Source organism: Blautia marasmi (genome assembly GCF_900258535.1).
In the GTDB taxonomy this organism is placed as follows: Bacteria; Bacillota; Clostridia; order Lachnospirales; family Lachnospiraceae; genus Blautia; species Blautia hominis.
Genome location: NZ_OIWX01000001.1, coordinates 2,796,946 through 2,822,500, shown reverse-complemented (window position 1 = coordinate 2,822,500; position 25,555 = coordinate 2,796,946). Strand labels below are relative to the sequence as shown.

Here is a 25,555-nt window from a genome sequence, read left to right as displayed (position 1 = left end):
GACAGGTGGCCAGCATTTTTGCTGAAACCTCCCGGTATCTCACGCTGTCATTTCCAAACCTGGAAATGACTCTGGGCTGGTCATGGTTTGTCCAGTAAAGGCTGTTCCAGGCTGTTCCTTCCAGCTCATTCTGCCATTTTGAGAGATTTGCCTTCAAGTCTGTGAGCTTAACCTTTCTGTCACTCCATTTTGAAAATTCACCGCCGTCCAGCCCCATATGTTCAAACTGGAATACCATATTCAACTCTGTCCCCTTCTCAGAGGCATACCTCTTGGCTTCCCCGATGGTAACGCCGGCACATTCACCGACAGTGAGCAGGTCATATTTTGACAACACTCTCTGATTCATTTCCTGGAGATATTCATGGACATGAGGCCCGTTCTGCACATACGGAGACGCATCTCCATGAAGTCCGTCACGCACTTCACCGTCGGGAAGTCCCTCAGCCTTGGAAATCATGCTGATCACGTCCATACGGAAACCGTCAATCCCCTTCTCACACCACCAGTTCATCATGGAAAATACTTCATCCCGTACTTTGGGATTCTCCCAGTTCAGATCAGGCTGTTTTTTGGAGAACATATGTAAATAGTACATATCTGTATTTCCGTCGTACTCCCAAGCGGGACCATTGAAAACAGAACCCCAGTTATTCGGCTCTTTGCCGTCCTTTCCCTCACGCCAGATATAATAATCACGATACGGGTTATCTTTGGATTTTTTACTCTCCATGAACCATGCGTGTTCATCGGAAGTATGATTCACCACCAGGTCCATGACAATTTTGATCCCCCTGGCGTGAGCCTCCTCCAGCATTCTGTCAAAGTCCTCCATAGTACCGAACTCTTTCATGATCGCCTGATAATCGCTGATATCATAGCCATTGTCATCGTTGGGTGACTGGTAGACCGGGGAGAGCCAGATAACATTGATCCCCAGTTCCTGTAAATAATCCAGTTTGCTTGTGATACCGTTAATATCCCCCATTCCGTCCCCGTTGCTGTCGCAGAAACTTCTGGGATATACCTGATAAACTACACTCTCTTTCCACCATGCTTTTCTCATAATCATTCTCCTTTTTTATGCTTTCACCGCACCGTTGGTAACACCGCTGATAACCTGTTTCTGCGCAAACAGATAGAATATCACAATAGGCAGAAGGGCCAGCAGGTATGACGCAAAGGCCAGGCTGTAATCAGTTGCAAACTCCCCTTTGAACACATACTGCGCAAGCTGCAGGGTCTGGTTCTTCTGGTCACTGATGATGACCAGGGGCATAGTAAAGTCATTCCAACACCATAAGAAAGTCAGAATAGCCACTGTGGCATTCATGGGCTTCAGGGTTGGGAATATGACTTTGTAAAACATCTGGAAGGTATTGGCTCCGTCAATGGTTGCCGCTTCATCAAGTGCTGTAGGAATGGACTTAACATAGCCGGAATACAAAAATATATTCATAGGAAGTCCCATGACAATATAAAGTATGATCAGTCCCGGGACATTATCCATGTGGAAAAAGCTCACCTGTTTTACCAGTGGCAGCATGATAATGTTAAATGGGATAAACATAGCGCTGATCAAAAAATAGTAGATAAAATCATACAGCTTCTTTCCCCTGTTCCTTGTAATGGCAAATGCCATAAAGGAGTTGGTCACAATGGTTCCCGCAACCGATACCACAGTGATGATCAGCGTATTTCTGAATGTAACGAAAAAGTTTGTCTTCTCAATAGCAGTCAAAAAGTTCTCAAAATGCAGTTTGTTGGGAAATGCCAGAACGGACTGCGCGATCTGCTCCGGTGTCTTCAGGGCGATCACCACGGTGATGTATAGCGGAAATAAAATAGTAACCGCTGCAAGCGCAAACAGAACCACTGTAAGTACGGTATTGTTTTTCTTGTTCTTCAACATATCCTACGCCTCCCTTTTCTCTAAAACTCTTGTCTGGAATAGTGAAATCACAGCTATGACAATGAAGAAGATCACCGCATTGGCTGACTGGTATGCATACTGGGCACCGGAAAATCCCTGCTTGTAAATGAGTACGGATATGGACTGAGTGGAAGTGCCCGGACCGCCGTTTGTCATGGCTATGATCTGGTCAAATACCATGAGGAAGTTCTTCACACAGAGCACCATATTGATGGTAAAAAACGGTGCAATCAGCGGGAATGTCATCTTCCAGAAAGTCGTCCATTTACCGGCTCCGTCAATGCTGCTGGCCTCATAGATATCCGTATCCACAGTCTGCAGGCCTGACATGTAAATAATAGTGTTGAAGGCTACTGCCTGCCATACTCCCACTACCAGAATACCAATCCAGGCCAAATTCTCCTGCCCCAAAATATTAGTGCTTAAAAAACCAATTCCCATCTTCTGTCCCAGGTCAGGCAGAACATTGGAAAAAATGAAGTTGAACACAAAGCTGACGATCAATGCACTCAGCATATAAGGCAGGAAATAGACAGCCTTCAGTGCATTTTTGCATTTGATCTTTGCGTTGAGCGCAAGTGCCAGCAAAAGGCTTATGACATTGACCAGTATAGTGGCACAGATTGCATATTTGAATGTGAACTTGTAGGCATCGCCGATGGCCTCATCGCCCCACAGTTTCAAATAGTTGGTAAGACCCACAAAATCCCAGGTTCCGTATCCCTTCCAGTCTGTAAAGCTGTAGAAGATCCCCTTTAAAAAGGAAAATGTGTGAAAGGTGAAAAACAGTACCAGCATTGGTATGATGATCACCATATAAGCTCTGTTCTTTTTCATGATTCATCCCCCTAAAAACTGTTGTATTTGTCGTATTCTTTATCCAGTTTCTTTAAAAACGCTTCCACATCTCCCTGTTTGCTCACAAAAGTCTGCAGGGTCACTGTGAAATCAAAGCCTGTGGGATAATAATGGTCTGCAAAGTCCCCGATATTTCCCTGGGCAAACTTATCTGCAACACCTGCCACGCTGGCATTATCCTGCACCACAGTATCCACAGACGGGAACGCAAACTGGTCTTCTATATATGCCTTTACCTTTTCATCCCGGAAGATAAAGCTTATAAAATCCTTTGCCAGTTCCTCCTCTTTGGTGTCTTTATATATGGTGGGCATCACATCAATACCGGAGATGATGGCATTTTTGTTTTCATCGTTGGTCACCGGCAGGGCAAACATATCAAGATTCACATCAGGATTTGCTTTCTGGATATTGGGTATGGCCCAGTTTCCCTGGAACATCATGGCTGCCTTGCCGTTGGCAAAGTCAATATTTCCGTCATCATATCCTTTTCCAAGAAGGTCTTTCTGGCCATACTGAGTGAGCGTAAGAATCTTTTCGGCTGCCTCCTCATGGGTACCCAGGAAAGTGGTCTTCCCCTCTCTTCTGTCAAGGAAAAAGTCCATTCCGGCCAGGTCATATGTCATCGGGATCCAAAGCGGCCCGCCTGTCCAGGAATCCTTCAAGGTGAAATAAAAGGGTTGTATACCGGCGCTTTCCAGTTTCTCACACACATCCATCAGTTCATCCCAGGTCCCGGGGATCTCAAGTCCCTGTTCCTTAAAGATATCCACATTGTAGATGATACCCTCTGCATTTGTGGCGTAAGGCAGGCCGTAGAGTTTCTCCTCCTGGTCAGGATTCAGGTTGTAAACCTGCTCTTTGTAGGCTTCCTTAATCCTGTCAGTCTCCTCCATATCACTTAAATCCATAAGGATTTCCGCCTCGGACATATCCCGGAAGGTCATATCCCCTCCCATAAAAATAATATCCGGCACACGGTTCTTGGTCAGTTTTGTCCTAAGCACTGTGGATGCATCCGGCGGAGAGTTAAATTCAATGGTCACATCAGGATTCGCCTGTGTGTATTCATCAATAAAAGACTGTAGGATTGCCTGGTTCTCCATCTTTGTAGAAAAAATCTCCAGGTGGTTTTCTTCCTTTTTCCCGCAGCCTGTCATCAGCAGTGCACAGCCCGCAAGAGCTACAGCGGCTAACAATCTGTTTTTCATATGTTTCTCCTTTCACTCAGCAAAAACAAAAGACGTTTTGCGCAAAACCTTTTCTATCTGTCACAAATTATAGCAACAAGATAGAATCTGCACAATAGGTTTTGCGCAAAACGTCTTTTTATACAACAAGCACTTGTCTTTTTTGTAGAAATTTACTACAATCTTTTTCGTTTGACCGAATCCCGAATCACCACTTCTACGGGAAGTCTCTCTTGTCCTTTGAATTCCTCCCCCTGAATGAGGCTTGTCAGTCTTTTCACAGCCTCCTGCCCTTTCTTCATGATATTCTGGCGGACTGTGGTGATCTCCGGTCTGCAGATCTCCGCATAGGGACTGTCATCAAACCCCGCCACAGATACATCCCTCGGAATCTCGATCCCCTTATCCTGCAGAAAATGAATGGCCTCCAGAGCGTAAAAGTCTGAAGCAAAAAAGAGCACGTCTCGGCTCTTAAGCTCCTCCACATTATCCTCCAGCCATGCCTTCCGCAGTTCCCTGTTCTCCGGCATGATCTTTCGGCCAGCCACCGCACCTTTCGCTCCGTATTCCCCTACAGCATTCTGTACCCCCAGCCACCGCTCATGGTCCACGCCCACGTCATTGTCCGCAAGGAAGAGGATGTCTTTATGCCCCTCCTCTGCCAGGAACCTTCCCATTGCATAACCGCCCTCAAAATCCTGCAGACCGATATTGGCTACCTTTTCTTCTCCATAATAATTGTCAATACTCACAAGGGGAATCTGACATTTCTCACTCAGTTCCAGGTTTTCCTCTGAGGACAGCCCAAGAGTGATAAGCCCTTCCACTTTCCAGGTAGTAGCCAGTTTCCAGCTCTCCTCCTGGGAATTTGCCAGGTGAAAAAGCATATAATAATTTTGTCTGTAAATCTCCAGTTCCAGAGAGTTGAGAATAACGCTGGTGAACGGGTCTGAGGCAATACTCCTGCGCTTCCCCTCTCTCTCCCCGATCAGCACACCGATCAGCCTGGATCGGTTTTCTGCCAGCATTAGGGCACTCATACTTGGAATGTACTGGTTCTTTTCCAGGATCCTCTGGATCTTGTCAATATTGGCCTTGGAGACCTTCTTCGTATTTCCATGAATAACATTGGAGACTGTGGTTGGACTTACCCCGGCCTCTTTTGCGATATCTTTTATCCTAACCATATGTAAAATTCCTTATACCCTTCCAGTAATTCTATATTTTCAAAAATCCTGACACGAATTTGAGAAGCAAGTTGGAATCATAGAGCCACTTTGTAATGTGATTCTCCTTTGCCATCTCCACAGCCGTTCTTCCCCAGTCTGTACTCCAGAACAGAGTAATGACAAGAAAAAACACCCAGACAATGAGCAGTCCCTGAATACATCCTGCGGCAGCTCCCGCAGTCCGGTTCAGCAGACTCAGCACCGGCAGGCTGAAGATACTGTCAAGGGCTGCCACCGCAAACCGCAGAATCAGGGAAATCACAAAAAACGTCACCAAAAACGACAGACTGTTGACGATCATATGGGCTATGGAGGAGGACAGATATCCGGCAAAAACATCCGCCAGAGAACTCCCGTAGGACTTCCCGCTCTCCTTCAAAATACTTTTCATGCTCTCCGGAAGCGGCAGCTCTTCGATGAACGCTGTCTGATCCTGCTCCCCCAGTTCTCCCTCCAACCCGGCGGCTATGGATTCACTGCATTTTTCCTCGATCGTATCATAGATCGGCGTTTTCTCCTCCACAAAATCAACTACATAGGGGTTCAAAAAATAGACCAGCACCATGCTCACAAGAATCGAGAACATAGCCGCAACAGTCCGGATAAACCCCCTGCGTATACCATTCATAATACATAACACAAATACGGCAAGTACAATAATATTAAGCCAATTCATAATTTTCTCCTGTGTTGAAACCATGTAACTGTGAAGGTACTGAACAGTTACAAATCCATCAGATAAACGAAGCTGCCGCATATACGCCGGCAGCTCCCAGATCACTTTATCTATTTTAATTTAATTGTCTTGATACCATTCTCAGACACGAGAATATACCGATTGGAGCCCATTTTAAAAATATCTTTGATAACACCTTCGTCCATATTTCCGTTGAACTTCTCAATTCCACTCATGGAGTACATGGACACTTGGCTGTCATTGTTCATAATGATCATATCATCACTGATACGGATATTTTTATATTCCATATTAAAACTGCGGCTGAATTTTTCTTTTCCGGAAAGGTCATAAACAGTCATTGTGTATTTCTCTTCCTTTCCGCCGCTTTTAAAGACAAGTCCCACATATTTTTCATTGCAAAATGTGCTGACTATGTCTGTCTTTATTTCTTTTTTGGTCTTCTCCTTTGGCACACTGCTTCCCTCATATATGGAAAATCCATCATCCCTGAAAGCAGCAGAAACATTGCCGTCCAGATATACCACCTGCGGAACCACTACACCCTCATATGTAAATCCGGCAACTATATTGTCAATCTCGCCCTGCCCTTCATCGCCAAAATTATAAAAGGCCACATAACTGGTTGTCTGCCCATCCTCCACATAGAGATAGGAAATCATGATCAGCTTTCCGTCAGGGGAAACTGCCAGGTCCACCGGATATCCGGGGCTGTCTATTCTAGTCTGGTTTTCTGCGATCAGACTGCCGTCCGTGGCGTAGAAATCAATCCATGTCTTCTCTCCGTCCTGGAGAATAGCTGCCACGACACCACTTTTTGCCACCCTTGCCTTGAGGATCGGCATACTGGTCTCCACAGCGCCCACAGGGGCTTCTTTCTTAAAAATATACATCAGTGTGCCTTCCTTGTCAGCCACCACTGCTGTCTCGTCCCGGACATCTGCCACAGGGTTTGTCATCTCATAACTCTGTTTCCAGACTGTCTCCTGCTTCTGGTCCAGCAGTGACGCGCCGTCTGACGCGTACTTGAGTACACAATCCCCAAGCTGGACATAACCGGCTGACTGCACATCCTCATTCTTGGCTGAGGACTGTACGGAATACTTGTGATAAGTCCTGCGCTGGATCACCACCACCGCGATAATGATGACAGCTATGACTATCAGGGCAGCCACCAGTATGCGCTTTAGCTGCTGCCTTCTGCGTCTGCGGGACTTCCTTTTATGGCCGGAGGCGGGTCCGGCTTTTTTAGAACTACTCATATTTTCTCTTTTCTCGTTTGTCTTATTGTCTTCCATTCACTCTTCCTTATCGAATCTGTAACTGTTTTCGGCTATTATAGCACAAAATTCTACGGGAGTAAAATTTTTTGTCCCGGGAAAATAAAATCTTCCGGTGACAGGCCGTTTAAAGCACAGATATCTTTAATTTTAGAGCTGCTGCCATAATATCGCATACTGATACTTGTGATGGTGTCGCCCTCGTGAATGGTGTAAGACTGGTGCGTGGAGCCTGCTGTCTGGCTGGAATCCTCATCATCGCCGTCCTTCTGCTCTTTCTCACCTTCTGCACTGCCTTTGCTGTCAGACTGACTATCCGGTTTGGTATCTGTTTTGGATGCATCCTTGTCGCCTGCATCCGTCTTTTCGTCTGCGGCGCTGTCATCCTGCCCGTTTCCATCCTCTGTCCCGGTCTGATCTTCCGGATCTTTCCGACCATCAGAAGCAGTATCCGCGGTATTGGCCGTATTATCTGCTGCATCCGTATCCCCGCCGCTGTTTTCGGCATCTGTGCCTGCAGCATTCCGGTCCGCCCCGTCCTGACTGTCCTCTTTCTGATTCTCAGATACCAGGCCATTGACCGGCTTAGTCTCGACCAGCTCCTTCCCGCTGTTTTTTTCATCCAGCTTGGAAATTACCGTCTCTGTGTTTTTCAGCTTGTGATAATCATTGAGATACAGGACTCCCACAGCCAGTACAGCCACCATCATACACACACTGGCAGTCTTGAAAACAGGAGTATTCTTTGTCTGTTTCTTTCCTTCAGACTTCACCTCCACCTTTTTCCGGAAGGTCTTTACTGCCTGGTCACTGACCTGCTCGCTCTTTGTCTCTGCCTTGTCATTCTGGGCTACGAGAAAATTCTGCATGGGCTCGTTTTTTTCGTAATAGATGTAAAAGCCCGGCTGTCTGGACAGTTCCCCGTCCTCGTATCGGTAAAATGCTTCTTCTTTTTCAAGGGGTTCCATCACCATGAGCACCTTGTCATTGCCGCCGAAATGATCCAGATGGGTCCGGCAGATGACTTCGTGAAGCTCCATGGAGCATCCGGGAATGGACAGATACCATCCCACAATTTCCTGATCCGGAAAAAATTCCTTGTTCTTCTCATACACGTGATTCCAGATTTCCCTGGTAAAGGAAAGGTGTTCTTCAGTAATTTCCATGTCAGGAAGCACAACTGCACTTTTCACAAAAAGATAGGAAACGCCGTCTTTCCAGTTGGCCTGTCCCAGAAGAATTGCTGCTTTTCCTTTGGAAGAATTCCCGGAAGAGATTCTACAAAGGTAAGTGTACGCATAATCTTCTATATAGATTTTTTGTGTTTCGTTGACTTCTCCTATCTGGCGTATGTTGTTGGGGATGCGGAAGAATCCTTCGTTTCCCTCAGGCTTTTGTTTTTCTTTTTCGTAGACTATTTCTATCATAAAGATTCACCCCTTTGGGCAACAGGATAGCATGAAAAGTCTGCGAAATTTAGCGGATTAGGAAAGGTACATGCCTTTTTTTAACGACAAACATCCCGTTAAAAAGACAGGATAAAGAGAGGTAAAAACGGACAAAATAGGGGAAAGAAAGGATGGATAAAAATATGGACACACACCTTGATACGCCCGTTTACTATATTGAAGGCCGCACAGACCGGGCCGGTAATAAGATCGGCTCCCTGCTCACTGAACTTTACGCCAAATCCGACAGCAATTTTGAAGAACTGGTCTTCCTATGCATTGGAAGTGACCGCATCACCGGCGACAGCCTCGGACCGCTCATAGGCCACCGCCTGGCAAAAGAACATCTGAACCGCTGCTGTATATACGGCACCCTTGCAAACCCTGTCCATGCCCTGAATCTCCAGGAGACCGTGGAATCTGTAAAAAAGGAACACCCCAACAGCCTGACAATAGCCATTGATGCCTCCCTGGGTTCCAAAAAGCACCAGGGCTTTGTGACGGTCGGACAAGGTTCCCTGGAACCCGGCCTGGGAGTAAAAAAGAAACTGCCCCCGGTAGGTGACATCTCCATTACCGGAATCGTCAACTTGTCGGGAGCATTTGAACACTTTCTGCTGCAGACAACACGCCTGTCCACTGTCATGGAGCTGGCGGATGCCATTGTCTCGGGGATCCTGGTAGCCCACCGTCAATACTTCGGCACGCGCCGTCCCTCTCTTTTGGCTTTCTTCCATCCGGAGGAGGAACGCCGGCGCAGCTTGACAAAATTAACCCCGCTGTCCGCAGAGTCCGCGGCCGCCAAACCGAAGGGAAGCTGATAATCCTCATAATGGTAGTCTTCTCCAAAGACCTTTTTCATCAGCCGTTTCGCCATATAATAAATTCCCCTTGGGAACCAGGCCCGGTAATAATATCTGCCGATCTCACAGGTTCCGCAGTATTTATCCGTCAGGGTAATGATCCATGTCTCTCTGTGCATGGGCGGAACCGGGGTTACAGGAAACATATGCTTTAAGATCATTTCCTCTTCCAGCTTGTTGAGCTGGAAGTATTTTTTTGCGTTTCGGAGAGCCGCATGGGGATGGGTCATAGCATGGACCGGGTCACCTGTCTTTTTCCTGTGCCCTCTCCAGTCATAGAGAAATAAATCGTGCAGCATCCCGGCTCTGGCGGCTGACTTGGCATCCAGTCCAAAGAATTTGCAGATACGGAAATTATAATAGGCCACATTAAGGCAGTGCTGGTAACAGCTTGTCTCGCAGTGATGGGGATAATCCTTCATCCTGAGCACATAAGGGTGATGGACCAAATCCTTTATGCACTCATAAAACTCCTCATTGCCCGGATCCTTAACCGTGCTCACACGGGAAGAATCCCTCCTGAATAACCCCTTATGCTTCATATATTTTATACTCCTTTATACCCTTTGTGTGTCATGTTACTGAATTCCGGCCGGCGCTTCGCCGCTTCTGTCATTAGAAAAAGGGATGTCCCCAGCGGTGACATCCCTCACTTTAACCAGGTTTCTAACCTGATTGTAAAACATCTCTTATTTTTTGTAAAGGCCTATACAAGTGCCTTAGTATTTGCCTTATACAGATACCTTAGTATTTGTCTTATATAAATACCCTAGTATTTGCCTTATACAAATACCTTAGTATTTGTCTTATATAAATACCCTATTATTTGTCTTATATAGATACCCTAGTATTTGCCTTATACAAATATCATAGTATTTGTCTTATATAAATACCCTAGTATTTATCTTATACAAACTCTTTTACTTTAGCGTAAATGCCATTGGCATCTATACCGTATTTCTCAAGCAGCTTCACGGCAGGGCCTGACTCGCCAAACACATCGTTGATGCCGATCCTCAGCATTTTTGTAGGTGCTTTCTCGCTCAGGACCTCGGCAACCGCTCCGCCCAGTCCGCCAACTACGGAATGTTCCTCCACGGTGACTACTTTGCCTGTCTCCTGCGCCGCTTTCACGACCAGCTCCTCATCCAGAGGTTTGATGGTGTGGATGTTGACCACTTTGGCATCAATCCCGTCAGCAGCCAGCTTCTCAGCAGCAGCCAGAGTCTCACTTACACAGAGGCCTGTGGCAAAGATCGTTACATCCTTACCCTCTCTTAAAACGATACCTTTTCCAATCTCAAATTTATAATCCGGCTTATCATTGATAACCGGAACGGCAAGACGTCCAAACCTAAGATATACAGGACCTTCATGCTGATAGGCAGCCTCAACCGCTGCTCTTGCCTCAACATCATCAGACGGGTTCAGGATAACCATTCCGGGAATTGTGCGCATCAGGGCCATGTCCTCGTTACACTGATGTGTTGCGCCGTCCTCCCCTACAGAGATACCTGCATGGGTAGCACCGATCTTAACATTCAGGTGCGGATATCCAATGGAGTTGCGCACCTGCTCGTAAGCACGGCCTGCAGCGAACATGGCAAATGTGCTGGCAAACGGGATTTTGCCTGTGGTGGACATACCTGCTGCAATGCCCATCATATCGCACTCCGCAATACCACAGTCAATATGACGCTCCGGAAATGCTTTTTGGAATGTACCGGTCTTTGTAGCACCTGCCAGGTCAGCGTCCAGGACTACCAGGTTGTCATATTTTTTGCCTAACTCTACTAATGCGTTTCCATAGCTTTCTCTGGTTGCGATCTTCTTTACTTCTGACATAATGCTTCACCTACCTTTTCCAAATCTGCCATAGCGATTTCATATTCTGCATCATTGGGAGCTTTTCCATGCCATCCGGCAGAATTCTCCATAAAGGAAACCCCTTTGCCCTTCACGGTCTTCATGATGATAGCAGTGGGCATTCCTTTTGTCTCCCTGGCTTCCTGGAACGCTGCATCAAGCTGGTCAAAGTCATTGCCGTCCGCAACGTTGATCACATGGAAATTAAATGCTTCAAATTTTTTGTCAATCGGGTACGGAGAACAAACATCTTCGATGCTTCCGTCAATCTGAAGTCCGTTGTTGTCCACAACCACTACCAGGTTGTCCAGCTTTCTGAATCCGGCAAACATGGATGCCTCCCAGACCTGGCCCTCCTGGATCTCACCGTCACCAAGCAGTGTATAAACACGGTAATCCGCGCCGTCCATCTTAGCGGACAGGGCCATACCTACTGCTGCGGAGATGCCCTGTCCTAGGGAACCGCTGGACATATCAACACCCGGGATATGTTTCATATCCGGATGTCCCTGCAGGTAAGAACCAAGATGGCGCAGAGTCTTCAAATCTTCCACCGGGAAATACCCTCTCTGTGCAAGAGTAGAATAAAGGCCCGGCGCTGTGTGTCCTTTCGAGAGCACAAAACGGTCACGGTCTGCCTTCTTCGGCTCTTTTGGGTCAATATTCATCTCCTGGAAATACAGATAAGTAAATAAATCTGCTGCTGATAATGAGCCGCCCGGATGTCCGGCTTTTGCGGAATGGACAGCAGTCACGATGCCTTTGCGGACTTCGTTAGCCGTCTTCTGAAGTTCTAACTTGTTCATTTCTTCCTCCTGATTGTTTGTTCTGTGTTCGGGAGCCTGACCGGCTTCCCGCACAATATTATAACAGTTATATTATTCGCCGAAAACTGCAATATAGTCTTTCTGGAATTTTTCAATACCCTGGTCTGTCAGAGGATGTTTTGTCATCTGCTCCAGAACCTTGTAAGGTACGGTTGCAATGTCTGCACCGGCAAGAGCGCAGTCTGTCACATGCATTGGATGACGGACACTTGCTGCGATGATCTCTGTTTCAATACCTGCAACCTGGAAGATCTCTACGATCTCACTGATCAGGTCCGTACCGCATACGGAGATATCATCCAGTCTGCCCAGGAACGGGGAAACATAAGTTGCACCTGCCCTTGCTGCCAAAAGTGCCTGGTTGGATGTAAATACCAGTGTAACGTTGGTTTTGATGCCTTCTGCATTCAGGACTTTAACTGCTTTTAATCCCTCTGTTGTCATAGGGATCTTTACGATCATGTTGGGATGGATGGCTGCGATCTCGCGTCCCTCTTTGATCATCCCTTCCGCGTCTGTTGTTGTAGCTTTCACTTCACCGCTGATCGGTCCGTCTACGATAGATGCTATCTCCTTGATAACCTCATTGAAATCACGTCCTTCTTTTGCGATCAGGGATGGGTTTGTGGTTACCCCACAGATGATTCCCATGTCATTTGCCTTGCGGATGTCTTCTACATTTGCAGTGTCGATAAAAAATTTCATAATTTTTCCTCCCGTTCAAAACCTTTGCTTTGTTTTTGATACACTCAGTTTACCCCATAAAGCAATCCTTCGCAAGCACTGTTGTTTTTATAAATAATTTTTTATATTAATAAACCTGATTTTTATTAATCATTTTCAGCGAAATAAGAAAACCGAACTTGTCCAATCCTATAATTTTTCACAATTCACTTTCTATTTTATTACTAATAACAAAACGGAATTCATTTAATTTATTTTGTTTTTTTCTTCTTTTTCTGCTTTTGTTTTACATAACCTGTGGTTTTGCGCACGATCAGCTTAGGTTCATACTCAATATGATAGATACTGGTAGGCTCACTGTCAGAATATGTATTCAGGAAAGATTCGATCTTACGCATGATAATATCACAGGCATCCCGCCCCTTGAGCGGTACAAAGTGCTCAATGCTGGTGAGTGACATAGGTGACATACCTGAAAATATAATGTTGTCGCAGCCAATCACTGACACATCACCGGGAATCTTATATTTCTCTTCCTGGAGAGCGTCTATGATTCCAAAGGCCATCATGTCATTCAGCCCTGCAAATGCAGTCACCTTCTTTGGACCGGCCAAAAGTTCCTTTGTCAGATTGTATCCCATCCTGTATTCCGAATCAATGCTCGGAAGCTGGTCATCCAAAGCGTCGTCAGCTGCTTTGATGATAACATGGCCTCCCAGACCTTCTTTTTCATATTCCTCCACAAATCCCGCCACACGTTTTGAACGCTGCTGCTGTCTCTTTGTAAGAGGCGGCGCGATAAACGCCACATCCCGGTGCCCCAGGTCCAGCAAATGTCTTGCCATAAGGCTTCCCACCTTGGTGTTGTCCTGGTTAATGGCATCCACTTCCACCCGTTCCCTGTTGCTTATAATGACAAGGGGAATCTTTTTCGCCAGTTCCTCCACCTGCTGCATGTACACAGGACTGGGGTTAAAGGTGTAGATAATGCCCGCCGGGATAACTGTATGCATCATCTTCAGGTACTGCTCCTCCAGCTTTAACTCCCTCTGGGTATCGCAGGTGAAGACCGCGTATCCTTTTTCCTTGGCCACTTTTTCAATTCCCTGGAGAAGCATGACATAATAAGGGTTCGTGAGGGTTGGGCAGAATACAATGATCAGCCTGCTGTTTCCAGCATCTTTTCTGGGACGCCTCTTTGGTATATTGTATCCCATTTCCCTTGCAGTCTGCTCCACCTTCTGAATGGTCTCTTTTGAGAAGGAGACATTGTACTTTTTATTCAGTATCATGGATACCGTAGCCTGAGAAACTCCCGCTGCTTTTGCGATATCCGTGGACGTCACTTTCTTCTTCATGTTAAAGCTCCTATAGTTCTACCCTTCCCTCCAGTGCCCGAAGCAGGGTTACCTCGTCGATATATTCCAGGTCGCCACCTACCGGAACGCCGCTGGCGATACGGCTCACCCGGATGCCCGAAGGCTTCACCAGCTTACTGATATACATGGCCGTGGTCTCGCCTTCCAGGCTGGAATTGGTGGCGATGATCACCTCCTCTATGTCATCCTGGGAAAGACGCTGCATCAGCTCCTTTAACTTAATGTCATCCGGACCGATGCCCAGCATAGGGGAAATAGCGCCGTGCAGCACATGGTACACACCGTCGTATTTCCCGGTCTTCTCATATGCTGCCAGGTCCCTGGTGTTCTCCACCACCATGATGACTTTCCGATTCCTTCTGGGGGTATTGCAGATTGGGCAGATTTCCTGGTCTGTCAGGGTGTAGCAGTTTTTACAATATTGTACGTTGGCCTTGGCATTCACAATGGAGGCGGAAAGCTGCTCCACCTGGTCCTTGGGCATATTCAGAATATGGAATGCCAGGCGCTGGGCTGATTTTGCTCCAATGCCCGGCAGACGGGATAGCTGCTCAATTAATTTGTTGATATGACTGCTGTAGTATTCCAATATTTTTCACCTCTGTGGCATGGAAGCCCCTTAGAACGGGAATCCGCCGCCAAGGCCTCCAAGACCTCCTGTAAGTTTAGACATAAGAGCAGCGGACTCCTCCTCCATCTTGCGGAGGGCTTCATTGGTGGCCGCCATGATCAGGTCTTCCAGCATCTCGATATCATCCGGGTCAACCACTTCCTCATCCAGTTTTACCTTTGTGATCTCCTTCTTGCCTGAAACGGTCACTTCCACGGCTCCGCCGCCTGCAGTTGCAGTAAATTCTTTCTCTTCCAGTGCCTTCTGGTTCTCCTCTGCCTGACGCTGCATTTTCTGTGCCTGCTTCATCAGATTATTCATGTTTCCGGGCATTCCCATTCCCGGAAATCCTCCTTTTTTTGCCATGTTCAAATCCTCCTATTCTTCCTCTTCCATTTCTTCCACTACAACATCCATATGGATGTTCTGTTCGATCAGATCGTCTACGGAAATCGAGGCAAGCCCCGCGGGTCCTTTATTCTCCCCGCCTGCAAGCAAAAGTTCGATTTCCACACTCTTTCCTGTTTTTTTCCGGATGATCTCTTTGAGCATGGGTACGGTATCCGGATTGTCCATGCAGATTTTTGCCTGGAAGTTCCCAAACTCCACGTACAGGACAGGTTCCCCTGTATTGCCGTTGTACTTTGGTGCGGAGGTGAGCAGCATCTGCTGCAGAAACCCTTTCGTCTCCCGCACAATGGAATTCCAGTTCTTCTTAATATACTGCAGATCCTCCGGCGCTGCTTTCTCAGGCTTTGCCTCGGGTTCCGCCGGCATTTCCTCCGGTTTTGTGCTCCGGACAGCATCCGCAGTCTGGGAAGCATATCCCTCCGCCTGCGCTGGCCCTGTCATTACAACACCGTTCTCCAGTTTCTCCTCCAATACCCGGATCCTGTCAAAAAGGGAATCCAGGTTGGTCTCCATAACCGGCTGGCACAGCTTGATCAGCGCGATCTCCACCAGCACCCGTTTCTGGGATGCGTAGCGTATCTGGTTGGACAGTTCTGAAAAAATACGGATGTAGCGCATCAGTGTCTCCGCATCCAGCATCCTGCCCTCTTCCTTCAAAAGCTCCATGTTCTCCGCAGATACATCCACAGCCTCCTCCGGCGCATCGGAAGTCTTTACCAAAAGCAGGTTGCGCAGATACCAGATAAAATCCGCCACAAACTGCCCCAGTTCCCTTCCCTGGATGATCAGGTCTTCCAGTGTCCTGATCGCCCCTGCAGTATCCTGTTTTACTACAAGACGGAGCAGCCGGCTGAACACCTGGGTGTCCACAGCCCCCAGCACCTCCAGGGCTTTTTCGTAGGTCAGTGTCTCACCCAGATAAAAGGCAATACACTGGTCCAGCAGGGAGAGTGCATCACGCATGGAACCGTCCGCTGCCTTTGCAATATAGCGGATGGCCTTCTCCTCCACGTCTGTGCCTTCCTTATCCATCAGCTCCGTAAGCCTTGCCGCTATGGTATCCACTGTGATACGTTTGAAATCATAACGCTGGCACCTGGACAAAATGGTGATTGGGATCTTGTGGGCCTCCGTGGTGGCAAGAATGAAGATAACATAAGAAGGAGGTTCCTCAAGCGTCTTTAACAGTGCATTAAACGCTCCTGTGGACAGCATATGAACCTCATCTATGATATATACTTTATAACGTCCTTTTGCAGGACGGTAGGCCACTTCTTCACGGATCTCACGAATGTTATCGACGCCGTTGTTGGATGCGGCGTCGATCTCTATTACATTCATGGAGGTCCCTGCATTGATCGCCTGGCATGTCTCGCACTCGTTGCAGGGGCTTCCGTCTACCGGATGTTCGCAGTTTACCGCCTTTGCCAGAATCTTGGCAATGGTAGTCTTACCTGTACCACGGGTGCCGCAGAAAAGATAGGCATGCCCAATCCTGTCTGCCTTCATCTGGTTCTTCAATGTGGTTACAATGTGTTCCTGCCCCTTAACGTCTTCAAAATCCTGGGGGCGGAACTTCCGATACAGAGCAGTATAGCTCATGAAAATTCTCCTTTTTCAGTTAATCCCCGAAGCTTATGCCGATCCTCTTTGCTGCTTTGATCAGCTGGTCCTCCGGAGATACCATCTTCAGTTTGCCGGCGCATTCCTGAAGCGGGACTTTCTTGATCTTGCCGTTGACGATTCCCACCATGTAGCCGTATTCATCTTTTAAGATCAGACCTGCGGCTGCAGAACCCATATGGGTGGAGAGCACCCGGTCATACGGGCATGGACTTCCGCCTCTCTGCATATGTCCCGGAATGGTAATGCGGATATCCAAATCCAGCTTTTCCTTTAATTCTGCTTCCAGTTTATAGGAAACGGACGGATATTTCTTTGCATTTTCTTCCATTTTTTTCTTCAGCTCTTTCTTGGGAAGCGCTGCGTCTTCTTTGGAAACCGCGCCTTCCGCCACTGCCAGGATGGTAAAGCCTTTTCCGGCTCTGTTCCTCTTCTTGACTGCGTCAGCTATTTTATCAATATCATATGGGATTTCAGGAATCAGGATAATGTCAGCGCCGCCTGCAATACCTGCGTGCAGGGTCAGCCATCCTACTTTATGTCCCATGACCTCCACAATAAAAATACGGCTGTGGGATGCTGCCGTTGTGTGGATGCAGTCGATCGCCTCTGTGGCAATATTCACTGCGCTCTGGAATCCAAATGTCATATCGGTTCCCCAGATGTCATTGTCTATGGTCTTGGGAAGGTGGATGATATTCAGTCCCTCTTCTCTCAGCATGTTGGCTGTCTTCTGGGTTCCGTTGCCGCCCAGGATCACCAGACAGTCCAGACGCAGCTTGTAATAAGTCTGCTTCATAGCTTCAACCTTATCAAGCCCTCTGTCATCCGGTACACGCATCAATTTAAAAGGCTGGCGTGAGGTACCCAGGATCGTACCGCCTCTTGTGAGGATTCCTGAGAAATCCTTAGCTGAGAGCATTCTGTAATCCCCGTATATCAATCCTTTATATCCGTCATCAAAACCGTAGACCTCCAGGTCATCCAGATTGGAAGCTAAACCTTTCACAACGCCGCGCATGGTAGCATTGAGTGCCTGACAGTCACCGCCGCTTGTTAACAAACCGATTCTCTTCATAAATATTTCACATCCCATCTTATGATATAGTGTTTACTAAAATACACATGCTGAGTTTAGAATGTAAACTCAGTTTGTTCTGCCAATCCCTCTCCCACTAATGGCGGCTGGGAGCCTCCTGGCATTTGCGGTGCATGAATCACTCACCTGCATCCATTATAGCTTATTTTATTTTCTATCACAACTCAAAATTTTCTTTTTGGCAAATGTGCCGCCTCAAGGTTTATCCCTGGAAAATACCGGAACTGCAGTGCCAAAGGCATTTTCTGTGTTTTTTACTGTGAGCTGGAAGACCACATGGTCATTTGGCGGCAGTTGCGCAAGTTTAAGGGGCGTCTGCAGGGCCTGTCCGCTGCTGTACAGAGTGCCGGCCTTTGCCAGCTCCCACGTGATGCCCTCTGCTGCCTGTATGGTAAAGTAGTATGCCTCCTCTTCCTCCCCTGTATTCCAGATGGAAAATACCTGGCTCCTCTCCTCCCCGGGTTCCATATCTTCAAAAGACAGGAAAGGCTGTTCTGTGACAACGAACTCCGGCTGTCCCGGGAGCGCCTCTACGTTTTGCGGTTCATTTTGCAGAACTGCTGCTTCTATTTTTTTGCTCCCGCTCATTTTCGGAAGTCCTCCGGTGGCGGCGGGCATGATCTGGCATGCAACGGCGCACAAAACCCATAATATAATCTTTTTTCTTCTCATATACTTGTCCTCCTTCTATATTTTATGCATAAGAAGGAAGTTTATTGCATAAAAAGAAAACGGACAGGTATGCGGCCTGTCCGTTTTCTTTCGTTGAGGAATTCAAATTACATTAACACATTTATGGTCGATATTCATTATACTACACTTCTCTGCTTTTGTAAAGTGTAGCGCCAAATTTTTTTCCTTTCTTTTTCATTGACAAACCGTTCAAAAACCGATATACTTTTAGATACCGTGCAGCCGGGGAGATAGCGGTGCCCTGTACCTGCAATCCGCTACAGCAGGGGTGATGCCAAATCTGAGGGGCTTTCTTTGCGGAGCTGCCCTTTATAAGTGGCGCTGACGTCTGGGTCTTGCGCAACAGAACTCTACGAACCGTGTCAGGTCAGGAATGAAGCAGCACTAAGTAGAATCTTCTGTGTGCCGTGAGGGTGCCTGGGCCGAGTTAACTGTAGAGGTAACGTCCGTGAAGGGGTTTCGAGGTGCGGCGCACGGTGAAAAAGAATAGAATAACCTCCACTGTATCGTCATAAGATGAAAGAGACGATCACAGCGGAGGTTTTTTTGATGAGTTATTGGATGATGCACATAATGGATGCCTACGGGTATCTGGGGATCGCACTCCTGATCCTGGTTGAAAACCTGTTTCCCCCTATTCCTTCAGAAGTCATACTGACCTTCGGTGGTTTTATGACAACATATACAAAAATGAATATTATCGGTGTTGTGCTCTCCTCCACTGTGGGCAGTGTGTTCGGCGCCATTCTCCTGTACCAGATCGGACATCTGGTTCCACAGGAAAAACTGGAATCACTTCTGGAAGGCAGAGTCGGAAAAATACTTCATTTTAAGCCTGAGGATGTAGGCAGCGCTATGGAATGGTTTGACAGCAAAGGAAACTACACGGTTCTCTTTTGCCGGTTTATTCCCATCGTGCGGAGCCTGATTTCCATTCCCGCAGGTATGGCTCATATGAATCTGGGTACTTTTCTGTCTCTGACTACGATCGGCAGTTTTATCTGGAACCTGGTACTTGTCACCCTGGGAGCCATTGCAGGAACTTCCTGGCAGAAGGCGGCTGAGTGCCTGGGCACTTATACCCAGGTGGCCCGTGTTGTGATCCTTGTCTTCGTTTTAGTCGGCATTTTGGTTTACATAAAAAGGCGTTTCCTTCAGAAATGAGGGAAACGCCTTTCTTAATTTCAAAACTTTTGCTTATTTCAGGACTTCCGCCAGTTTTCTGATATACGCAGGGGTAGTCCCGCAGCATCCGCCCACAATATCCGCACCGGCCTCTGCAAGGGTTTTCATATGCCCTGCAAATTCTTCCGCACCCATGGAATAGACCGGATTTCCTTTTTCATCAATCACAGGCATCCCTGCATTTGGTTTTACAATAACAGGAATGCGGACTCTTTCCCTTATATTTTTCACAACGGAAACCAACTGGTCCGGGCCTGTGGAACAGTTAATTCCCACAGCATCTGCCCCCATCTGCTCCAGAGTCTCCACCGCCTCATAAATATTTCCGCCAAAGAATAAGCTGCCGTCAGATTCCACCGTCAGCGTACACATAACCGGCAGCTCACACACCGCGGCAGCGGCATCCAACACCGCCATCACTTCGTCCACACCCAACATAGTCTCTGCGATCAGCAGATCCACACCTGCATCCGCCAGAACAGTTATCTGTTCCTTGTATACCTCAAATAATTCTTCATACGGCACATCCTGCTTTCCGGTCGTAGTCAGGTCCCCTGCAACATAACACTGCTCACCCACTGCCTCCCTGGAAATGCGTACAAGTCCACGGTTCAGTTCCTCCACCTTATCTTCCAGCCCGTGATTGGCAAGGCTTATCCTGTTTGCTGAAAATGTGGGAGCATAGACCACCACGGACCCTGCCTCGCGGTACTCTCTCTGCAGTTTCTGCAGCACCTGGGGATTTTCATATATCCACTGCTCAGAGCAGACACCCCTGGGCATTCCTTCCTTCATGAGATTGGAGCCTGTTGCTCCGTCTAAAAGCAATGTTTTGGCCTGCACCAGTTCTCTAAATTCCTGTTTTGTCATGACATTTCTCCTTTGCTTTTGCTTTTTCTTTCCTCAATTCCCGGAAGAAGCCGCTGAGCATAGCACTGCACTCTGCTTCCAGCACACCTCGTTCTACTTCTGTCTTATGGTTAAACCCATCCATTTCCAACAGGTTTAACACCGATCCGGCACACCCGGCTTTGGGGTTCATGCTGCCGATCACCACTTTATCAATTCTGGCCTGTACTATGGCACCGGCACACATCTGGCAGGGTTCCAATGTGACATACAGGGTACATCCCTCAAGCCTCCAGTCCCCCAGCTTTTTGCTGGCCTTCCGTATGGCATTCATCTCCGCATGGGAGGTCGTATTTTTATCTGTATTTCTTCGGTTATAGCCTCTGGCTATTATTCTGCCCTCATATACGATCACACAGCCGATGGGAACTTCCCTCAGGGCGTAAGCTTTTTTTGCCTGCTTAATGGCTTCCTTCATATACTTCTCCTGTATATCCATCTCACGATCCGCCTTTCTGTATGATTTTATATGCAGCAGTTCCGTGCTCTCTTTGTTTTTCTTTTGCCGTAAACAGCTACTTTTGAATTATACTACACCCTGCTTTTATAATGCAATAGCCAACAACATTCCCGTATCAAAGTCTTTCCCATGTTACTATTCACGGCTGCTATCTGGCGAGGTGTTTTTATGCGCTTGCGCATGAAGATTCCAAGGCAGCCAGCGCGATATGGGGCAGAATGCTCCATATCTGTGTATCGCGAAGCGTGTTACTGTTTACAGAACTGCGCTTTTTGCAGGGCTGTAAATAGTAACTTTCCCATTTCTTTCATAAATTCTTCAAAAATTTCAGAAAAGCTTTATGGTGCTGTCATAAATTACTCATATTTCTTGGATATACTGTAATTGTCAGCAAGGAGGACGGTCATAACAGCCGGACCTCAGAAAAAAGCCAACTGACTTATTTATATAGATTTTTCTTTTCCCTCCCTCTTTTGCCGGTACTTCGCAGAGTACCGGCTTTTTCCTGTCCTGAAATGCCTTTTGTTTCCTCTTCAGATTCTTTTTAATTATTTTTAAAATGTTTCAGAAAAGCTTTATATCCTTGTCACAGAATCCTCACATTTACAAGTTATACTTTAATTGTTGTTGAAGAAGACAGCAGCTGCATTACAGTGATATATGTGGCTGCCGGGCTTCGCCTAATAAAGCCAACTGACTTATTTTCATATAGATTTTTCTTTTCCCCCCTCTTTTGCCGGTGCCTGCCAAGGTGCCGGCATTTTATTTATGATCACAGAAAATCATGAAACCCCTGCAGGGCAAAGAAAAAACCCGCTGGTCATGCGGGTTTTAGGCAGCGGAGACGGTGGGATTCGAACCCACGTGCCGGTTACCCGGCAACTTGATTTCGAGTCAAGCTCGTTATGGCCGCTTCGATACGTCTCCATACTTGTCCATTATAAAGCCCGGCAGCTTTCCGGTCAAGTATAAATGTGAGTTTTCCCTGGTAAAAGCTCACTGTGTATAGTAAAATATAAAGTATCAGCAAAGGACTTACCGTCCTGCCCAAACGATGCCTAAAGGGGGATTTTTATGCCAATCAATGGTTTTAACAAAACAACGCTTCTTGACTATCCCGGCAAAATAGCTGCCACCATTTTTCTGGGAAGCTGCAACTTCAGATGTCCCTTCTGCCACAACAGCGGGCTTGTCCTCTCACCCGGTGAACAGCCGGTGATTCCCATGGAGGACGTGCTTAAAGTTCTGAAAAAACGTCAGGGGATTCTGGAGGGTGTCTGCATCACCGGAGGCGAACCCACGCTGGACAAGGATATTTTCTGCCTCATTGATAAAATAAAAGAGCTTGGCTACCCGGTCAAACTGGATACCAACGGCTCCCACCCCTGGATCCTGAAAAAACTGATAAACAACAAAATGGTGGACATGGTTGCCATGGACATCAAATCATCCAAAGAATCTTATGCCAGGGTTGCTGGCAGTAAAAATCTGGATTTAAAGCCAATCTGTGAGTCCGTGGATTTCCTTATGTCCGGAAAGATCCCCTATGAATTCAGAACCACTGTGGTCAGGGAACTGCATACCCGGGAAGATTTCCGCTCTATCGGAAAATGGCTTGCCGGGTGCAGTGCTTACTACCTCCAGGCCTATAAGGACTCCCCTGAAGTCATAAGGCCTGGATTCAACAGCTATTCTAAAAGGGATCTGGATGATTTCTGTTTTATACTGTCAAGAACGATTCCTGCGGTTTATATCAGGGGTGTCGATTAAGCGGTACCAGTAGCCAAAACGCGGCGAGGAAGCTTTTCCCTGCGTTTTGGCCGCTTTAAAGTTGGGGAACCCAAACATGCCGGCCATGAGACATTCCTGCCTGTCGTAAACGCCCGGAACACCGAGTATGTACCGGCCGTCATCTCTTCTCCTGCCAAGGAGCAGATGATGATAACGGTAATATCCATGTCTCAGGAAATTATTGTTCATAAGTCCTCTGTCTCTTCTTGCTAAGATCCGCAGCTCCGCAGGTGTGATCTGCCTGCAATCCACGATCTCCCCATCTGAAAACGGCGCAAATACAGCAGGTTGCCTGGCTGCCTGTGCAGACTGTTCATGAAGCTCTCCCGCTTCCGGTTTTTGTACCTTCTTTTTCGATACTTCTTTTTCCATCTCTCTCATGTTGCGGATGGCATCCTCATCCTGGTCCAGCTCTTCCAGAAGATTGATCTCATCCCCTTCATTTTCCCCCTCTGGGTTCCATGTGGTCTTTTCCGCTGCGTCTTCATCGTCAGCTGCCTCAATCCGCATTCCGCCGTTTGGATACCGGTCTCCACCGAAGATTTCATTATTGATAGTTTCCCGATACAGCTCTTCCTCCGTGTAAGGCGGCATATCCGTATCCGGAATGGTAGTGTCCATATTCCGTTCTGTCTCCATGGCATTCCTGCCACCTGTAGGCTGTTCCGGGGACCGCGCTGCGTTTTCTGTCCCAGGGGAAAATACCGCCGCATCTTCCTGTCCGGCCTGTTCCTCCTGCCTGGGCATTGGCTGTTCGTCCTCAGAATAATGAGGCGGTATATAGGTCCCTCTCTCGTTTATACGCGGCGGCATGTAAGGGTCTGCCCCCATCCGGGAAGGCCTATCCATACCCCTGCCCGGCGTGCCGGTGCGATTCCCCCGGTCTGCATTGGACGGATACTCCGGTTCTTCCCAATCTGCATTCCGTGATGTATTGTTTCCTCCCCGGTCTGCGTTTGGCGGATAGGCCGGTCCTTCCCAGTCCGCATTCCGTGATGTATTATTTCCTCCCCGGTCTGCGTTTGGCGGATAGGCCGGTTCTTCCCAGTCTGCATTCCGTGATGTATTGTTTCCTCCCCGGTCTGCGTTTGGCGGATAGGCCGGTTCTTCCCAGTCTGCATTCCGTGATGTATTGCTTCCCCACCTGCCTGCATTCCCCGAAGTATCCCGTTGCCGCATCCCCGCATTCCGTGGAGTATCCCGTTCCCACATACCTGCATTTGGCTGGACAGCCGGTTCTTCCATGTCTGTATTCGGTGGTATGGTCCGCCCATTCATACCTGTGCCTGCGTGTGTTCCCTGTTCATCCGTTCCTGCGTTCGGCGTGTCTCTCCATTCATCCATTCCTGCGTTGGGCGGCACAATCCGTTCATCCATTCCTGCATTGGGCGGCACGATCCGTTCATCCATTCCTGCATTGGGCGGCACGATCCGTTCATCCATCCCTGCGTTCGGCGGCATGATCCGTTCATCCATTCCTGTATTCGGCGGCACGATCTGCTCATCCATTCCTGCGTTCGGCGGCACGATCCGCTCATCCATTCCTGCGTTCGGCGATACGATCTGCTCATCCATTCCTGGGTTCGGCGGTACGATCCCTTCATCCATTCCTGGGTTCGGCGGCACGATCCCCTCATCCATTCCTGTATCCGGTGACATGCTCTGCCCGCCCCTGCCTATATTCGGCGGTATAACCCGCTCACCCATACCTGCTTCCGGCGGTGCAGCCGCCTCATCCATATCCTCATCCGCCGGACTGACCGGTTCATCCATGTACGCATTCGGCGGATAAATCCGTTCTCCCATGCTGCCGTTTGTTGGATCCCCCTCTTCCTCCCGGGACACCTCATCCTGTTCCTCCCCGGAATACCCGGACGATCCATAGCGGTTTTCCTCGGCCTCCGTAAGAGCCTGTGCTGCTGCTACCCCTTCCGGCACTTCCTCCTCATGCATCCCGGAGGTCTCTTCTCTCCGCACACTGCCTGCTCTCTCAGAGGCACTGTCCGCTTTCCGGGAAGGCTCCTTCTGCATCTTCGGAAGGCGTATTTCTTCCAGACGCACCGGTTTGTCATCCCATCCCGTACCATACATCATTCCGTCACTTGTCAGCATGATCAAACCGCTCAGATCATTCAAACCATAGGCCGTGCCTCCCAGCCCCTGTTCAGGCACCTCAGTCTGAAACTGTACCGTATCACCGGCAAGATCGCATTCTCCAAGATAAATGCCCTCACAGCCCTTCTCTTTTCTCACAAACCCGTATATCTTACAGGGGGCCTCCTCTCTCCCATATATACCGGTGATCCGGTAGTTCATGCGGCACTTGCCGTCACGGGCTTCTACTTTGATAAAACCCTTTCCGTTTCCTTTCTTTCCATCTGGGTACTCATATACATACGCAACAAATCGCCGATATCCAGCCAAATTTTCTTTCTCCAATACCAATTATTCCGTAAAGTATATGAGCGAAAAAAACTTTTAGAACCAAGCATAAAAACCAAACGGAAAAGTTTTTGAAAA

General features: G+C 47.8%; 23 protein-coding genes, 1 tRNA gene, 1 other RNA gene and 1 pseudogene (1 of these 26 cut by a window edge). 4 read left to right on the top strand and 22 right to left on the bottom strand.

The features are described 5' to 3' along the window. From C6P39_RS12210 to C6P39_RS12175, 8 genes are all read right to left on the bottom strand, one after another. Positions 1 to 1,066, bottom strand: partial view of a glycoside hydrolase family 13 protein gene (locus C6P39_RS12210; RefSeq protein ID WP_104803960.1) — the 5' portion only. 602 nt of this gene lie to the left of the window's left edge; 1,066 of the gene's 1,668 nt are visible here — the first part of the coding sequence; the start codon lies at positions 1,064 to 1,066; the stop codon falls past the left edge of the window. 15 nt (positions 1,067 to 1,081) lie between these two features. Then, positions 1,082 to 1,912 (bottom strand): carbohydrate ABC transporter permease, encoded by an 831-nt coding sequence (locus tag C6P39_RS12205; RefSeq protein ID WP_171286951.1) that lies wholly within the window; start codon positions 1,910 to 1,912, stop codon positions 1,082 to 1,084. Between the two features lie 3 nt (positions 1,913 to 1,915). Next, positions 1,916 to 2,770 carry a carbohydrate ABC transporter permease gene (locus tag C6P39_RS12200; protein WP_095176271.1) on the bottom strand — a complete coding sequence of 285 codons (855 nt, stop codon included), beginning with the start codon at positions 2,768 to 2,770 and terminating at the stop codon, positions 1,916 to 1,918. Between the two features lie 11 nt (positions 2,771 to 2,781). Then, positions 2,782 to 4,002, bottom strand: a complete 1,221-nt coding sequence (locus tag C6P39_RS12195; protein ID WP_104803959.1) for an ABC transporter substrate-binding protein — start codon at positions 4,000 to 4,002, stop codon at positions 2,782 to 2,784. A gap of 155 nt (positions 4,003 to 4,157) precedes the next feature. Then, positions 4,158 to 5,168, bottom strand: coding sequence for a LacI family DNA-binding transcriptional regulator (locus C6P39_RS12190; protein ID WP_104803958.1), 1,011 nt, complete (start codon positions 5,166 to 5,168; stop codon positions 4,158 to 4,160). Between the two features lie 31 nt (positions 5,169 to 5,199). Continuing rightward, entirely contained in the window at positions 5,200 to 5,886 is a 687-nt protein-coding gene (locus C6P39_RS12185) for a CvpA family protein (protein ID WP_158661552.1), read from the bottom strand. 110 nt (positions 5,887 to 5,996) lie between these two features. Further along, positions 5,997 to 7,205, bottom strand: coding sequence for a DUF5711 family protein (locus tag C6P39_RS12180; protein ID WP_242987030.1), 1,209 nt, complete (start codon positions 7,203 to 7,205; stop codon positions 5,997 to 5,999). Between the two features lie 53 nt (positions 7,206 to 7,258). Further along, the gene (locus tag C6P39_RS12175) at positions 7,259 to 8,614 is read right to left on the bottom strand and encodes a LysM peptidoglycan-binding domain-containing protein (protein WP_104803956.1); all 1,356 of its coding nucleotides are present in this window, start codon (positions 8,612 to 8,614) and stop codon (positions 7,259 to 7,261) included. A 152-nt stretch (positions 8,615 to 8,766) separates the two neighbouring features. Here C6P39_RS12175 and yyaC point away from each other — a divergent pair. Continuing rightward, positions 8,767 to 9,300 (top strand): annotated as a pseudogene (yyaC, locus tag C6P39_RS12170) (spore protease YyaC); the annotation flags it as partial. 26 nt (positions 9,301 to 9,326) lie between these two features. Here the strand turns inward: yyaC and C6P39_RS12165 are convergent. From C6P39_RS12165 to C6P39_RS12120, 10 genes are all read right to left on the bottom strand, one after another. After that, positions 9,327 to 10,040: an HD domain-containing protein gene (locus C6P39_RS12165; protein WP_242987029.1), complete on the bottom strand. Its 714-nt coding sequence runs from the start codon at positions 10,038 to 10,040 to the stop codon at positions 9,327 to 9,329. A gap of 364 nt (positions 10,041 to 10,404) precedes the next feature. Next, entirely contained in the window at positions 10,405 to 11,343 is a 939-nt protein-coding gene (locus C6P39_RS12160; protein ID WP_095176276.1) for a transketolase family protein, read from the bottom strand. Beyond that, positions 11,331 to 12,170, bottom strand: a complete 840-nt coding sequence (locus tag C6P39_RS12155) for a transketolase (protein ID WP_095176277.1) — start codon at positions 12,168 to 12,170, stop codon at positions 11,331 to 11,333. Before C6P39_RS12155 ends, C6P39_RS12160 begins: the two co-directional genes overlap by 13 nt. 72 nt (positions 12,171 to 12,242) lie before the next feature. After that, entirely contained in the window at positions 12,243 to 12,896 is a 654-nt protein-coding gene (fsa, locus tag C6P39_RS12150; RefSeq protein WP_104803955.1) for a fructose-6-phosphate aldolase, read from the bottom strand. Positions 12,897 to 13,126: 230 nt separating this feature from the next. After that, positions 13,127 to 14,233, bottom strand: coding sequence for a LacI family DNA-binding transcriptional regulator (locus tag C6P39_RS12145; protein ID WP_065543401.1), 1,107 nt, complete (start codon positions 14,231 to 14,233; stop codon positions 13,127 to 13,129). 10 nt (positions 14,234 to 14,243) lie between these two features. Then, positions 14,244 to 14,843 (bottom strand): recombination mediator RecR, encoded by a 600-nt coding sequence (gene recR, locus C6P39_RS12140; protein ID WP_104803954.1) that lies wholly within the window; start codon positions 14,841 to 14,843, stop codon positions 14,244 to 14,246. A gap of 30 nt (positions 14,844 to 14,873) precedes the next feature. Next, positions 14,874 to 15,230: a YbaB/EbfC family nucleoid-associated protein gene (locus C6P39_RS12135; RefSeq protein ID WP_095176280.1), complete on the bottom strand. Its 357-nt coding sequence runs from the start codon at positions 15,228 to 15,230 to the stop codon at positions 14,874 to 14,876. 12 nt (positions 15,231 to 15,242) lie between these two features. After that, the gene (gene dnaX, locus C6P39_RS12130; protein WP_095176281.1) at positions 15,243 to 16,877 is read right to left on the bottom strand and encodes a DNA polymerase III subunit gamma/tau; all 1,635 of its coding nucleotides are present in this window, start codon (positions 16,875 to 16,877) and stop codon (positions 15,243 to 15,245) included. A 19-nt stretch (positions 16,878 to 16,896) separates the two neighbouring features. Continuing rightward, the gene (locus C6P39_RS12125; RefSeq protein WP_095176282.1) at positions 16,897 to 17,976 is read right to left on the bottom strand and encodes a 6-phosphofructokinase; all 1,080 of its coding nucleotides are present in this window, start codon (positions 17,974 to 17,976) and stop codon (positions 16,897 to 16,899) included. A gap of 216 nt (positions 17,977 to 18,192) precedes the next feature. Then, positions 18,193 to 18,669, bottom strand: coding sequence for a hypothetical protein (locus C6P39_RS12120; RefSeq protein ID WP_104803953.1), 477 nt, complete (start codon positions 18,667 to 18,669; stop codon positions 18,193 to 18,195). 235 nt (positions 18,670 to 18,904) lie between these two features. On the opposite strand from C6P39_RS12120, the gene ffs reads away from it, so the two are divergent. Together ffs and C6P39_RS12110 are read left to right on the top strand one after the other, a co-directional pair. Continuing rightward, an RNA gene (gene ffs / locus C6P39_RS12115) (signal recognition particle sRNA large type) lies at positions 18,905 to 19,167 on the top strand. A gap of 72 nt (positions 19,168 to 19,239) precedes the next feature. After that, positions 19,240 to 19,854, top strand: a complete 615-nt coding sequence (locus C6P39_RS12110; protein ID WP_065543407.1) for a DedA family protein — start codon at positions 19,240 to 19,242, stop codon at positions 19,852 to 19,854. Positions 19,855 to 19,887: 33 nt separating this feature from the next. Here C6P39_RS12110 and C6P39_RS12105 read toward each other — a convergent pair whose 3' ends face one another. The 3 genes from C6P39_RS12105 to C6P39_RS12095 form a co-directional block, all read right to left on the bottom strand. Next, positions 19,888 to 20,745: a homocysteine S-methyltransferase family protein gene (locus C6P39_RS12105; RefSeq protein ID WP_104803952.1), complete on the bottom strand. Its 858-nt coding sequence runs from the start codon at positions 20,743 to 20,745 to the stop codon at positions 19,888 to 19,890. Beyond that, positions 20,726 to 21,223: a tRNA adenosine(34) deaminase TadA gene (tadA, locus tag C6P39_RS12100; RefSeq protein ID WP_104803951.1), complete on the bottom strand. Its 498-nt coding sequence runs from the start codon at positions 21,221 to 21,223 to the stop codon at positions 20,726 to 20,728. The genes C6P39_RS12105 and tadA overlap by 20 nt, the downstream gene beginning before the upstream one ends. A gap of 860 nt (positions 21,224 to 22,083) precedes the next feature. Beyond that, positions 22,084 to 22,171 (bottom strand) — tRNA-Ser (locus tag C6P39_RS12095). Positions 22,172 to 22,318: 147 nt separating this feature from the next. On the opposite strand from C6P39_RS12095, the gene C6P39_RS12090 reads away from it, so the two are divergent. Continuing rightward, positions 22,319 to 23,014 (top strand): anaerobic ribonucleoside-triphosphate reductase activating protein, encoded by a 696-nt coding sequence (locus C6P39_RS12090; protein ID WP_104803950.1) that lies wholly within the window; start codon positions 22,319 to 22,321, stop codon positions 23,012 to 23,014. On the opposite strand, the gene C6P39_RS12085 is transcribed toward C6P39_RS12090, so the two are convergent. Beyond that, entirely contained in the window at positions 22,973 to 25,459 is a 2,487-nt protein-coding gene (locus C6P39_RS12085) for a DUF6128 domain-containing protein (protein WP_104803949.1), read from the bottom strand. The two genes, C6P39_RS12090 and C6P39_RS12085, sit on opposite strands and share 42 nt — an antisense overlap. Between the last annotated feature and the right edge of the window lie 96 nt (positions 25,460 to 25,555).